The sequence below is a fragment of the uncultured Clostridium sp. genome (assembly GCF_947072515.1).
Taxonomy (GTDB): domain Bacteria; phylum Bacillota; class Clostridia; order Clostridiales; family Clostridiaceae; genus Clostridium.
In genome coordinates this window covers 25163-38574 of the sequence record NZ_CAMTIG010000016.1, presented here as the reverse complement: position 1 = coordinate 38574, position 13412 = coordinate 25163, and the positions used below count along the sequence as shown (strand labels likewise).

The following is a 13412-nucleotide window of genomic DNA, read 5'->3' as shown; positions in this document are numbered from 1 at the left end:
GGTGGAATGGAAATTTATATAAGCGCCCTATTAATATCTTTGGTATTTGCATTTTTAGCAATTACAGCAAAAAGAGTAGAGGGGAATGTAGGAAATGCAAAAATAATTAATACTATTGTATATAAGTTTTTAGCAGTATGTTCATTTTTACCACTATTTTTAGTTTCAGCTGTTAGATATGGTTTAGGAACAGATTATTTTTATAGATATGTACCAGGCTTTTTATCGGTAGAGTCAGGACATAATGGAGGATATGAAATTGGATTTTATCTAATAAATAAAATTGTGGCAATATGTACTTCAAATTATCAATGGTTATTTGTATTAACATCAGTACTTATATGTGGTTTTATATATTTAGCGATATATGAACAATCAGAGTATATACTTTTAAGTATTATTTTATTTGTAATAACAACAACATATTTTATTTCAATGAATGTTGTAAGGCAGAGTGTGGCCGTAGCAATATTTTTATATGCTTTAAAATATGCAATAAATAGAGATATAAAGAAATATTTTATATTTATATTAATAGCAGCATTGATACACATGTCTGCTTTTATATATTTTCCTATTTATTTCTTATTTAATAAAAAGATAAAAACTCACATAATAGTTAGTATAATATCAATTTTATGTATGCCGTTTATCTACGATATATTTATATATATACTAAGTTTTACTAAATATATAGGATATTTTCATACTGCATTTAATAAAGGAGTATTTGATTATTGGTCATTTATAATTAATTTAGGGATTCTTTTATTTGGATATGCATTTTATAAAAAACTGAAAAATGATAGGAAATATATGGTAATGCTTAATTTACAGTTTATAACAGTAGAATTATTATTATTTTCAGCGGTAATTCCTTTAATATCTAGAGCAATTTTATGTTTTACATTTACTCAAATTTTATTTATTCCTTTTTTATTAAGTAAAATAGAAAGTAAGATGATAAGAAATCTTTTGAAACTCGTAGTAGTTGGATTATATGGATTCTATTTAATACACACAATTGTTATAAAAGGATATCAACAAGTACTACCATATCATAGTATATTTGGGTAAGGAGTGAATAATGAATAAAGAGTTAATTAGTATTATAGTACCTATATATAATGTAGAAAATTATTTAGGTAAATGTATAGAAAGTATAATAAGCCAAACATATGAAAATATAGAGATAATATTAGTGAACGATGGATCAACAGATTCAGGATTAGAAATTTGTGAAAAATATGAAAAAAGTGATAAAAGAATAAAGATAGTAGATAAAAAAAATGGAGGCCTATCGGATGCAAGGAATTATGGAATTGATGTAGCAAAAGGTGAATATTTAGTTTTTATTGATAGTGATGATTTTGTTAGTAATGATTATATTGAATATCTATATGAAATGGTGAAAGAACATAACGCTAAAATTTCAGTTTGTAGTTTTTATGAGTATTTTGAAAATGGAGAAAAAAAACCTATAGGAAGTGCAAATGAAAATGAGCCAATAAGGTTATTAAATGATGAAGAAGCTATAGAAACTATATTGTATCAGAAATTATTTGATCATTCTGCATGGGGAAAAATGTATAATAAAGAATTATTCAAAGAAAGACGATTTCCAAAAGGAAAATTATATGAAGATATTGCTATTATGTATGAAATTTTAAATGAGGCAAAAAAAATAGTATTTGGGCCAGAAAGAAAGTATTTTTATTTAATTAGAAAATCATCAATAATGAATGAGAGCTTTAATATAAGAAAAATGGATTTAATAGAGTATACTGATAGAATGATAGAATTTATTGATATGAATTATCCAAATTTAAAAAAAGCAGCAAGAAGAAGAGGTAATATTTCGAATTTTAATATGCTAAGGCAAGTTTTAATGTGTAATGGAAAATATGAAAAAATTGAAGATGAGCTTATAAAGAAAATAAAAGCGAATTCAAAATATGTAGTATTAGATAAAAAAGCAAATAAAAGAGATAAGATAGCTATCTTAGTATTGATGTTGGGTAAAAAGACATTTAGAAAGGTTTGGATTGAGTATAAAAAATAAGTTTAGTGAGGAGCGGAGAATGAAACATGCATATTTGATAATAGCACATAATAATTATGAAATATTGAAGAAAAATATTGAAATATTAGATGGAAAAGATACTAGCTTTTATATTCATATTGACTACAATAGTAAAGAGTTTCCTAAAAATGAAATTGAAAATAAAGTGAAGCTAGGAAAAATAACATTCATTGATAGAAAAAAAATACTGTGGGGAGATATATCACAAGTAGAATGTGAGTTAGATTTATTAGAGCTAGCAATAAAAGGTAAGGCAGATTATTATCATCTTATATCGGGAGTCGATATAAGTATCAAATCAAATGAGGAAATCAATAATTTTTTTGTAGAGAACAATGGGTTTGAATTTATCCATTTTTGTGATGAGAAAGAAAATGAAGAGTATAGCAAGAGGTGTCAAAAATTTTATTATACAAAAAAATTAAGAGGAGGATTTAGAAATTTTAATAAAATTTTTAATAAAGTAAGTATAAAAATACAAAATATTTTTGGATATAGTAGAAATAACAATGTGGTGATTAAGAAGGGATCTAATTGGTTCAGCATAACAGATAAATTAGCAAGAAGAATTGTTCAAGAGAGAGTGTGGATATACAAAACTTTTAAGAATACGCTGTGTCCGGATGAGCATTTTTTACAAAGTATAATTTTCACTAAAAAAATAGAAGTGAAAATTTATAATAAATATGGAGAAGGAGAGATTTCTAATTCACTTAGAGAAATTGACTGGCAAAGAGGAAAACCATATATATATAGATCAAATGATTTTGAACTATTAAAATCTAGTGAGAATATATTTGCAAGAAAATTTGATGAGGAAGTAGATATTGAAATAGTGAACTTATTAGTAAAAAAGATTAAAGAAGAATAGATTAAAAGTTAATTGTGAGAAAAATTAATGCAAAATGAAAAGGAATGATTAAGATGTATAAAAAGATAAGAAAAGCAATAATACCTGCAGCAGGTCTTGGAACAAGATTTTTACCTGCAACTAAAGCGCAACCTAAAGAGATGCTTCCAATAGTTGATAAACCAACTATACAGTATATTATTGAAGAGGCTATAGCATCAGGGATTGAAGAAATCCTTATTATTACAGGAAGAAGTAAAAAATGTATAGAGGATCACTTTGATAGAAGTATAGAATTGGAACTTGAACTTGAAAATGCAGGAAAAGAGAATATGCTTCATATGGTTCAAGATATTTCAAATATGGTGGACATACATTTTATTAGACAAAAAGAACCAAGAGGGCTTGGTCATGCAATAAATTGTGCCAAAGCTTTTGTAGGAGAAGAACCATTTGCAATACTTTTAGGAGATGATATTGTTTATAATGATGAAAAGCCATGTTTAAAACAATTGATTGATTGTTATAACGAATATCATACTTCTGTATTAGGTGTTCAAACTGTACCTCATAACAAAGTAGATAAGTATGGAATAGTTGAAGGAATAGAAATAGAAGATAGAGTAATGAAAGTTAAGGGCTTAGTTGAAAAGCCAAATGTAGATGAAGCGCCATCAAATGTTGCTATTCTTGGAAGATATATAGTAACTCCTAGAATATTTGAAATATTAGCTGAGACACAACCAGGTAAAGGAAATGAAATCCAACTTACAGATGCACTTTTAGAACTTATAAAAAGGGAGGCCATGTACGCATATGACTTTCAAGGAAGAAGATATGATGTTGGAGATAAGCTTGGATTTTTAGAAGCAACTGTGGAGTATGCTTTAAGAAGAGATGAATTAAAAGATGGATTTACAGAATACTTAAAGGGTATATTAAATATTGAAAATAGAAAAGAAGATAAGGAAGAAGAATAGGAGAACAGTATGAAGAAATATGATTACTTAGTAGTAGGAGCAGGACTTTTTGGTGCTACTTTTGCTTATGAAATGAATAAAAAAGGTAAAACATGTCTTGTTATAGATAAGAAATCTCATATAGGTGGAAATGTATATTGCGAAAATGTTCATGGAATAAATGTTCATAAATATGGAGCTCATATATTCCATACAAGCAATAAAGAAGTATGGGATTATGTAAATAGCTTTGTAGAATTTAATAGATATACAAACTCACCAGTAGCAAACTATAAAGGTGAACTTTACAACCTTCCATTTAATATGAATACATTTTATGGATTATGGAAAGTTAAAACACCAGCTGAAGCAAAAGCTAAAATTGAAGAGCAAAAGAAAGAAGCTGGCATAGAGAATCCAAAGAATTTAGAAGAACAAGCTATAAGTTTAGTAGGAAAAGATATTTATGAAAAACTTATAAAAGGATATACAGAGAAGCAATGGGGACAAAAAGCTACAGAACTTCCAAGCTTTATAATAAAAAGACTTCCAGTAAGATTTACATTTGATAACAATTATTTTAATGATAAATATCAAGGAATACCAATAGATGGATACAATAAAATAGTAGAAAAAATGTTAGAGGGAATAGAAGTAAAATTAAATCTAGATTTCTTTGCTAATAAGGAAGAACTTGAAAGTATAGCAGACAAAGTAGTATTTACAGGGATGATAGATGAATACTATGATTATAAATTTGGAACTTTAGAATATAGAAGCTTAAGATTTGAAGATGAAATCTTAGATGAAGAAAATCATCAAGGAAATGCAGTTGTAAATTATACAGAGTATGAGATTCCATATACAAGAATAATTGAACATAAGCATTTTGAAGATTGTAATTCAGAAAAAACTGTTATAACTAAAGAATATCCAGCAACTTGGGAAAAAGGTGATGAGCCATACTATCCAATAAATAATGATAAGAACAATAATCTTTATGCTAAATATAAAGAGCTTGGAGAAAGCGAAGAGAATATTATATTTGGTGGAAGACTTGGACAGTATAAATACTTTGATATGCACAATGTAATAGAATCTGCATTAAATTGTGTACAAGAGGAAGAAAGTAAAAAATAAGGGGATATTATGAAAAAATATTTATTAGAATGTAGAAATAATTATGAAGAGGAAACAAGATTCAATGCGGGGTCTAAGGCAAGGAATGATATTATAAAGATATTAGAACAAATAGATTTTGAGAGTATTATTTTAAATATATCAGAAGAAAAATTAAAAAAAGTTGTACAATCTGTTAAAATAGGAAAAGAGTTAAATAGGATTGAGGAGAATTCTGTTGTAGCAATACAATATCCATTCCAAGGGCGATTTATAACCAAAAAAGTATTAAAAGTATTAGCACAAAAAAAATGTAAAACAATTGCAATTATTCATGATATAGATACATTGAGATATCGTGATTTGGAAGAAAAAAAGTATAAAGAAATTGAATTATTTAATATTTTTGATGTGATTATTTGTCACAATAGATTTATGGGAAAATGGATAAAAGAGAATGGAGTTAAATCTCAGTGTATTAATTTGAATTTGTTTGACTATTTAGTAGATGAACAAAAGCAAATTAAAAAAATGAGTGAAAATATTGTTTTCGCTGGGAATTTATCAGAAAATAAAAGCGGATTCATATATAAATTAAATGATATTAATTTAAATTTATATGGAGCTAATTTAAATAAAAATAAATTAGAACAAAATATAAATTATCTAGGAAAATTTGAACCAGAAAAACTTCCAGGTGAATTAAAAGGAAAGTATGGGCTTATATGGGATGGAGAATCGATAGAATCCTGTGAAGGAGATACAGGAGAGTATTTAAAGTATAACAACCCTCATAAATTGTCATTATATATGGCAGCGGGGATGCCTGTAATAGTATGGGATGAGTCAGCTATAGCAGAATTTGTAAAAAAAGAAAAGATTGGATTTTCCATTGGGAATTTAAATGAAATAAATGAGAAGATAGAAAAAAATGAATGTAAGTATGATGAATATATTATGAATTGTAAAGAGATACAAAGAAAAGTTTTGAATGGCGAGTATATAAAAGAGAGTATAGAAAAGGCAATTCAATATGATGAAGAAAAAGTTAAATAATTTTATTCAATATGGAAGATACATTAAATATTGAGTGAACCAAAGAGTGATTAATACTTAAAACTTATTAAAGGACAAAAAAATGAATGAAAAAAATATAAGTGTGAAAAAAAATCTTGTATATAATGTTGTATATCAAATAGTGACATTACTAATGCCATTAATTACAGTCCCATATATATCTAGAGTATTAGGTGCTAGTGGAATAGGGATATCTAGCTATACTAATTCATTGGCACAATATTTTGTTATATTAGGAACTATAGGAATTAGTTTATATGGGAATAGACAAATTGCATATGTAAGAGATGATAAAAAAAAATTATCGACTACATTTTGGGCTATAACTATATTAAAGACAATAACTACATTAATTGCTTTAGTTGTTTATATTATTGTATTCGGAAGAGAAGCAAATTATAGAGAAGTATTTCTAATTCAAGGAATTAATATTTTAGTAGCAACTTTTGATATATCTTGGTTATTTATGGGCTTAGAAGATTTTAAGAAGACAGTAACAAGAAACTTGATTGTTAGAGTAATAGGTGTAATTTTAATATTTACATTGGTAAAAAATGTAGAAGATGTAGCATTATATGTATTTATAAATGTTGGAACAGCTTTATTAGGAAACTTATCAATGTGGCCATATTTAAAAAATACAGTTACAAAAGTGAAAATAAGTATAAGTGATATTACATGCCATATAAAGCCAGCATTAGTATTGTTTATTCCACAAATTGCAATTCAAATATATGCAGTATTGGATAAATCTATGTTGGGGATGTTATCTAATACAACACAAGTTGGATTGTACCAACAGTCACAAAGTATAGTTAAATTGGTTTTAGGGTTAGTTACGTCATTAGGTGTAGTTATGCTTCCCAGAATGAGCAATATATTTGCTAATGGAGATAATGATAAGCTCAAAAAACATTTAAATAAAAGTTTAATTGGTGTTTCATATATTGCAATACCTATGGCTTTTGGATTAGCAAGTATTTCAGAAAGCTTTGTACCTTGGTTTTTTGGTAGAGGATTTGGTGAGGTAAAATATTTATTAATGATATCAGTTTCAATAGTATTTTTTATAGCTTTAAGTAATGTATTAGGAGTACAATATTTATTGCCAACTAATAGAAATAGAGAATTTACTATTTCAGTTACAGTAGGAGCTATAGTAAATGTAATATTAAATTTTCTATTGATTCCAAAGTATGATGCCTTTGGATCTTGTATAGCAACTGTTATTGCTGAATTTAGTGTAACATTAGTTCAATATATATTTATATATAAAGAAATTGAATTAAGACCATTAATAAAGGCAATTATCAAATATACAATTGCAGGAATAATAATGACAGTAATTGTAATTGTTATTGGAAGATTTATGAAACCTAAAATCATAACAACTTTAATACAGTGTGTAGTAGGAGTAATAATTTATTTTGGAGCATTAATTATTATTAAAGATGAAACTAACAAAATAGTTTTTAAATTTATAAAAGAGAAAATAGAAAAATCTAAGAATTAATAAATATATTACAATTAATATAGAAAAAAGTTATATAATTATTTTATAAAGAAAAATTGCCTTAAAGCTTTTGCTTTAAGGCTTTAACATTAGGAGTAATGAAATGTTAAAAAATAAAGTAGTAAACAGAAGTATAATAGTTTTATTAAGTGTAGTAATCTGTACAGCTATTTCTTGTGGGTATTGTAAATTTATTTATAAACAAAAATATTCAGTTAAAATGAATTTAATGTTTAATCTACATACTAAATATGATTGGAATTCTATAAGTCAAAGGTATGAGAATATAATAAATTTAACTAATACTAAAGAAAAAGAAGAAGGATTTATAAGTAATGCATTAAATGATGCAGGTGTTAATGGAGAAATAAAAAATGTAACAATAGAACCATCAGTTATTTCAAGACAAATAAATATAACTTATAAAGCAAAAAACTTAGATAATGGAATAAAGGTTGTTGAAGCAATTGGAAATTCTATAATTAAACAAAATGGAGAGTATGTACCTACAAAAATGGTCTATTTAAAGAAACAAATAACAGTTAGTGAAGATGACATAAGAATAGATAAAAGACTTGATGTTTTAATTTTTGCAGTTTGTGGTTTAGCTATTGGCTTAGGTATAGTTATGATTATGGAGGGCAAATGGAGATTAGAGAAAAAATAATAAGTATTTTAGAATATCTTTTGGCTATTTGTATTATTATAAATGCAAATACTATATGGAATTTTATGAATTTAAATGTAAGCCAAAATTTATGGATCTATACATTAATAGTTTTATGGGTTCTTGTAATATTATCAATTAAAGAGATTTGTAAGAATAAAAAAAGACTTTTTATTCTTGGAATTGTATTAATTTCAGTAACTCTTTATAATTCTATATTTATTATGGTTAATGGAATGGATAAAGGGGATTTTATTATTGGATTTCTAGGATTATTATTAGGAGTTATTTTATATACATCTGGTAGAATAAATAAAAAGAAACGATATAGTTTAATTTTAAAAGTATCAAATGTTATGGTTATTTTAGCCCTTATATCATTATATTATTATGTAAAAGTAATTATATTGAAAGATATGAAACCTACAAGTGAGATAGTATTTACTTGGGGGGGAGCAAGAGAAATTCCTAATTATAATAATCTATATTATATAACTCAGTATATAGATATAGGAAACCATATATTTGCTAGAAATACAGGGATATTTACAGAAGGACCTATGTATGCTTTCCCATTAAGTATTGCATTAATAGCAGAATTATTCTTTAGAAAAACTAAAGGATGGTTAAATAAAGTTATTATTATAGTGAGTACTGTAATTTTAGTAGTAACTATAATGACAACTTTATCTACTACAGCTATTGGAATAATGGCAGCAGCAATACCACTTAGAATTTTAAGTTTTATTGTAAGCAGTATTAGAAGAAAATCTAAGATAAAAATAGCAATTGGAATAGTTCTATTAATTGTTTTTGCTACTGTTGGTATAATGGTTGGTGGATTCTTCTTAAAGAATAAAGTGAAAAATAGTGCAGATAATCAATATGGGTCATATTCAGTAAGAAAAGATGATTTTAAGGTTGGTTATGAAACATGGAAGAAAAATAAAATAATTGGTTGTGGATTTAACCAATATCAATATGTTCAAGCTAATATGAATTTTATTGGTAGAGGAAACGATATTGGAGGAAGCTCAGGCCTTATGAAGGTTCTTCCAGAAGGTGGATTAATGTTATTTATGGTTTATTTAATACCATTTATCTTAGCTATGCTTTATGGTATTAAAAAACGAAATTTAAATGTTATATTTGCATATATTTTAATTTATATTATATTTGCAGTAACTGCCATTCAATATAGATTCCTAATGATTTATTTCTTAGGATTAGGATTTAGCTATTCATTAAATCTTTTAGATAAGAGAAAGAAAAAATTGAAAGAAGAATAAAATGAAGAGGTCACTTTAAAGGTGATCTCTTTATAATTTTAAGATAAAAATTATAAAAAGTTACAAAAATGTGTACAAAAGTTAATAATGATGATATAATCCAAGATATCATATAGAAACTCGTATAAAATCGGAGATAAGGTCCGAAAGTTTCTACCTGCTAGCCGTAAATTAGCAGACTACGAGGTAAGCTTGTTTTATGTATAAAATTACTTGTAAGCAATGCGCCTCAAATTTATTTTGAGGCGCTTTTTTTTGATTTATAAGAAATTTTTAGTTATTTAATTAAGAGGGACTAGTTAGATAACTAAAAATATACTAAATAAACTTACTCGTTTTAATTTTTTGAAATGGGAGATAAGTAGTAATGAATAATAATGATATTTTCAACAGGAATTTCAACAGGAACTATAGGTGCTTTAATATTAAATAAAGTACTTAAAGAAGAGAAAAAAGAGATAGAGGTGTGTGAAGATGAAAAAATTACAGCGTAAAATATTAGAAGAAGGAAGAGCTATTAATGAAAATGTATTAAAAGTAGATTCTTTCTTAAATCACGGAGTAGATCCAAAGTTAATGTATGAAATTGGAGAAACTTTTAAAGAGTATTTTGAAGATAAGGGAATAACAAAGATATTTACTATAGAAAGCTCAGGGATAGCACCGACTGTTATGACAGCACTTTTAATGGACTTGCCTATGGTAACTTTAAAAAAACAAACATCTAAAATATTAAATGAAGAAGTTTATCAAACTACAGTACATTCATTTACAAAGGATTTAGATTATGAATTAACTTTATCTAAGAAGTTTATAAATAAGGATGATAAAATTTTAATAATAGATGATTTCTTAGCCAATGGAGAAGCAGCATTAGGCGCAATTAGAGTAGTAGAAGAAGCAGGAGCCGAAGTTTCAGGAATTGGGATTGTTATAGAGAAATCATTCCAACCAGGAAGAAAATTATTAGAAGAAAAAGGATATGAAGTTTATTCTTTAGCAAGAATTAAAAGACTTGCAGAAGGGGAAATAGAATTTCTTTAAAAGATATATAGCAAAGAAAGCGTGAGACAGAAAGTTTCACGCTTTATTATTGTGTGCCCAGCATGGGCACGTACTAGTCGGTGAAAGTCCGATATGGGGGTTGATAGTGCCAACCGTTAGCTTAAGACAAGGGTGTCCATCGCGAGGTGGAATCTGAAGGAAGTCGGCAGCAAAACCTTGGTCTGAGGTACACGAATCACATTTGAGGCTTAGCTCTATGGGTGAACTTGCAATACAAAGTGAAGCCCTAAACTATCCGAAATAGAGGAAGTAAATGTGGCAGATATATGAGGTGAAAGTACGTGTTCTTACCTGGGGAGGTCTGATAGATACATCTTAATCTAGATTAAATTCTATAAGATAACCTATATAGTGATATATAACTGAACTATCAGAAGTCAGCAGATGTCATAGTACTTCGCTAAACGCGTTAGCGGAGGAAGGACTGAACGTTAGGAGGTTTACAACTTTGGATAAATCAAAGAAATTACAAAGAAAGCAGAAAACTCAATATAGAGACCAAATGATGGAAGTAGAAGTGGAACTTCAAGGTAAATCAAAGGCGCCGAGTAATTCTAGGGTTTTACTAAATAGGGAAAGCGTAAACGATGAAGCATTTGATAATAGTATGTTACTTGAAGAAGTTCTAGAAAGGAATAATATGCTTTTAGCACTTAAAAGAGTAACTAGCAATAAAGGTAGTCATGGAGTTGACGGAATGAAGACCGATGAACTTCGAGAGCATATTCGAAAACACTGGGGTACAATAAAAGCTAAAATACTAGAAACTAAATACAATCCATCACCAGTAAGAAGAGTAGAAATACCCAAATCTGATGGTGGTGTTAGACTATTAGGGATACCAACTGTACAAGATAGATTAATACAACAAGCAATTGCTCAAGTTTTAACTAAAATCTATGAACCATCATTTTCAGAAAATAGCTTTGGTTTCCGACCTGGTAGAGGGGCAAAGGATGCAATAATTAAATCAAAGCAATATATAAATGAAAGAAATAGATGGGTTATAGATATGGATTTAGAGAAATTCTTCGATAAAGTTAACCATGATATTCTTATGGGAAAACTGGAAAAGAAGATTAAAGATAAACGATTATTATCACTAATAAGAAAATACTTAAAAAGTGGAATTTTTATTAATGGTATCTCTGTAACAAGTGAGGAGGGAACGCCACAAGGTGGCCCTTTAAGTCCGTTATTAGCTAATATAATGCTTGATGAACTTGATAAGGAGCTTGATAAGAGAGGACACAAATTCTGTAGATATGCAGATGATAATAATGTATATGTTAAAAGTCAGAGAGCAGGCATAAGAATAATGAAATCTATGACAAATCTTATAGAGAATAAGCTAAAGCTTAAGGTAAATAAGAATAAAAGTGCAGTAGATATTGTATCTAAGAGAAAATTCTTGGGATTTTCGTTTTACTTTGCGAAAAGTGGAGCAGAAATAAGAATCCATGAAAAATCAATTAAGAGATTTAAAGACAAAATCAAATTTTATACTAATAGGAATAAAGGAATTAGCATGGAATATAGATTGAAGAAATTAAATCAAATAATAATAGGATGGATTAACTATTATAGAATAGCTAACGCGTCGGCGAAGCTAAGGAGACTAGACCAATGGATTAGAAGAAGACTAAGAGCTTGCATATGGAAACAGTGGAAGAAAATTAGTACTAAATACAGAAACCTAGTAAAACTAGGAGTTAACAGATACAAATCACGGGAATATGCAAATACAAGAAAAGGCTACTGGAGAATTTCCAACAGCCCTATCTTAAACAAATCTCTAGATAATAAATATCTAGAATCATTAGGATTTGTTAGTCTAACACAAACATATCAAATGAAATATTAAATTCTAATGAACCGCCGTATACCGAACGGTACGTACGGTGGTGTGAGAGGACGCTAAATAAAATAATTATTTAGCTCCTACTCGATTAGTATTTTGAAAGAAGGTTAGCTTTAGCATTAGACCAAAATTTGAAAGTTGCATCTATATTATATTTTTCAGAAATAGTATCTAATATAAGATCAATTTCTGAAAATACATCTAAAATAGCTTCTTTAGAAAAATCACCACGACCAAGTCTATCAGAGAAAAATAATAGAATGATTTGGTTTAAATCTACTGTATCCATTAATTTAGATAAGTTTCCAAAAGGCAATCTTTTAGAGATATATAAACTATGCATATGAAAAGAGACAAAGTGGATTATATTTTGTTTAGTGGTTTCATTAAAAAATTTAGTAGAGTTTAAAATCTTTTCGGCTTCTTCTTTTCCATAAGTATCATGATTATAAGCAACAATCCTACCATTTTTCAATCTAGTAGCTCGAATTTTACCTATATCATGTAATAAGGCACTCCACATAAGAACTTCTTTATCTATAGCGGATTCTCTAACTAAAGCAGCACTATCAACAACGAGAAGGGTATGGTTTAAGACATTTCCTTCAGGGTGATGGACAGGGCTTTGTTCAATTTTTTCTAATTTAGTAAGTATTTTTAAGGGCGTATTTTTTAAATCATTAAGAATACTTTTTAAATAGATAGATGGTTTAGTATCTTCTAATAAATGAGTATTAATATCTTTAAATAAGTCTTTATCCATAAATAATTTTTAGTGAGAAAGTATAGTATGAGCTAGTGAAAATTATATTTTATATTTAGATAAATGGATAATTCACATTAAGGTATATATTCTCACTAAATGCACCTCCTAATAAATATATATAATATAGTATTAGTAAATTTAGCAGTTATAATCCAATAGAAAA

12 protein-coding genes and 1 riboswitch are annotated in these 13412 nt (G+C 27.4%); of the genes, 11 read left to right on the top strand and 1 reads right to left on the bottom strand.

The window, feature by feature from the left end; all coding sequences use genetic code 11:
• Positions 1-6: 6 nt before the first annotated feature.
• The 11 genes from Q0W06_RS07985 to ltrA all read left to right on the top strand — a co-directional run bounded on the left by Q0W06_RS07985 (position 7) and on the right by ltrA (position 12486).
• On the top strand, positions 7-1077 hold the full coding sequence (locus tag Q0W06_RS07985; protein WP_297633619.1) for an EpsG family protein: 1071 nt from the start codon (positions 7-9) through the stop codon (positions 1075-1077).
• 10 nt (positions 1078-1087) lie between these two features.
• Positions 1088-2062, top strand: coding sequence for a glycosyltransferase (locus Q0W06_RS07980; RefSeq protein WP_297633617.1), 975 nt, complete (start codon positions 1088-1090; stop codon positions 2060-2062).
• 19 nt (positions 2063-2081) lie between these two features.
• On the top strand, positions 2082-2954 hold the full coding sequence (locus tag Q0W06_RS07975) for a beta-1,6-N-acetylglucosaminyltransferase (protein WP_297633615.1): 873 nt from the start codon (positions 2082-2084) through the stop codon (positions 2952-2954).
• A gap of 53 nt (positions 2955-3007) precedes the next feature.
• Complete coding sequence (gene galU, locus Q0W06_RS07970; RefSeq protein WP_297633613.1) at positions 3008-3913, top strand: UTP--glucose-1-phosphate uridylyltransferase GalU; 906 nt, start codon at positions 3008-3010, stop codon at positions 3911-3913.
• 9 nt (positions 3914-3922) lie between these two features.
• On the top strand, positions 3923-5032 hold the full coding sequence (gene glf / locus Q0W06_RS07965; RefSeq protein WP_297633611.1) for a UDP-galactopyranose mutase: 1110 nt from the start codon (positions 3923-3925) through the stop codon (positions 5030-5032).
• Between the two features lie 9 nt (positions 5033-5041).
• Positions 5042-6067, top strand: coding sequence for a hypothetical protein (locus Q0W06_RS07960; RefSeq protein ID WP_297633609.1), 1026 nt, complete (start codon positions 5042-5044; stop codon positions 6065-6067).
• A gap of 82 nt (positions 6068-6149) precedes the next feature.
• Positions 6150-7601 (top strand): flippase, encoded by a 1452-nt coding sequence (locus Q0W06_RS07955; protein WP_297633607.1) that lies wholly within the window; start codon positions 6150-6152, stop codon positions 7599-7601.
• 103 nt (positions 7602-7704) lie between these two features.
• Positions 7705-8268 (top strand): hypothetical protein, encoded by a 564-nt coding sequence (locus Q0W06_RS07950; protein ID WP_297633605.1) that lies wholly within the window; start codon positions 7705-7707, stop codon positions 8266-8268.
• Positions 8247-9557 (top strand): O-antigen ligase family protein, encoded by a 1311-nt coding sequence (locus tag Q0W06_RS07945; RefSeq protein WP_297633603.1) that lies wholly within the window; start codon positions 8247-8249, stop codon positions 9555-9557. The genes Q0W06_RS07950 and Q0W06_RS07945 overlap by 22 nt, the downstream gene beginning before the upstream one ends.
• Positions 9558-9657: 100 nt before the next feature.
• A riboswitch (purine riboswitch) is annotated at positions 9658-9759 on the top strand.
• Between the two features lie 272 nt (positions 9760-10031).
• Positions 10032-10601 carry a xanthine phosphoribosyltransferase gene (locus Q0W06_RS07940; protein ID WP_297633601.1) on the top strand — a complete coding sequence of 190 codons (570 nt, stop codon included), beginning with the start codon at positions 10032-10034 and terminating at the stop codon, positions 10599-10601.
• Positions 10602-11070: 469 nt separating this feature from the next.
• Entirely contained in the window at positions 11071-12486 is a 1416-nt protein-coding gene (gene ltrA / locus Q0W06_RS07935) for a group II intron reverse transcriptase/maturase (protein WP_297633600.1), read from the top strand.
• 85 nt (positions 12487-12571) lie between these two features.
• Here the strand turns inward: ltrA and Q0W06_RS07930 are convergent, their stop codons facing one another.
• Entirely contained in the window at positions 12572-13246 is a 675-nt protein-coding gene (locus Q0W06_RS07930) for an HDIG domain-containing metalloprotein (RefSeq protein WP_297633598.1), read from the bottom strand.
• Positions 13247-13412 lie beyond the last annotated feature (166 nt).

What these genes read in the sequence shown, in the direction of transcription:
- galU (WP_297633613.1), top strand. Translation starts at nt 3,008, where the DNA reads ATGTATAAAAAGATAAGAAAAGCAATAATACCTGCAGCAGGTCTTGGA.
- Q0W06_RS07960 (WP_297633609.1), top strand. Translation starts at nt 5,042, where the DNA reads ATGAAAAAATATTTATTAGAATGTAGAAATAATTATGAAGAGGAAACA.
- Q0W06_RS07950 (WP_297633605.1), top strand. Translation starts at nt 7,705, where the DNA reads ATGTTAAAAAATAAAGTAGTAAACAGAAGTATAATAGTTTTATTAAGT.
- Q0W06_RS07955 (WP_297633607.1), top strand. Translation starts at nt 6,150, where the DNA reads ATGAATGAAAAAAATATAAGTGTGAAAAAAAATCTTGTATATAATGTT.
- Q0W06_RS07975 (WP_297633615.1), top strand. Translation starts at nt 2,082, where the DNA reads ATGAAACATGCATATTTGATAATAGCACATAATAATTATGAAATATTG.
- Q0W06_RS07985 (WP_297633619.1), top strand. Translation starts at nt 7, where the DNA reads ATGGAAATTTATATAAGCGCCCTATTAATATCTTTGGTATTTGCATTT.
- Q0W06_RS07945 (WP_297633603.1), top strand. Translation starts at nt 8,247, where the DNA reads ATGGAGATTAGAGAAAAAATAATAAGTATTTTAGAATATCTTTTGGCT.
- Q0W06_RS07980 (WP_297633617.1), top strand. Translation starts at nt 1,088, where the DNA reads ATGAATAAAGAGTTAATTAGTATTATAGTACCTATATATAATGTAGAA.
- glf (WP_297633611.1), top strand. Translation starts at nt 3,923, where the DNA reads ATGAAGAAATATGATTACTTAGTAGTAGGAGCAGGACTTTTTGGTGCT.
- Q0W06_RS07940 (WP_297633601.1), top strand. Translation starts at nt 10,032, where the DNA reads ATGAAAAAATTACAGCGTAAAATATTAGAAGAAGGAAGAGCTATTAAT.
- Q0W06_RS07930 (WP_297633598.1), bottom strand. Translation starts at nt 13,246, where the DNA reads ATGGATAAAGACTTATTTAAAGATATTAATACTCATTTATTAGAAGAT.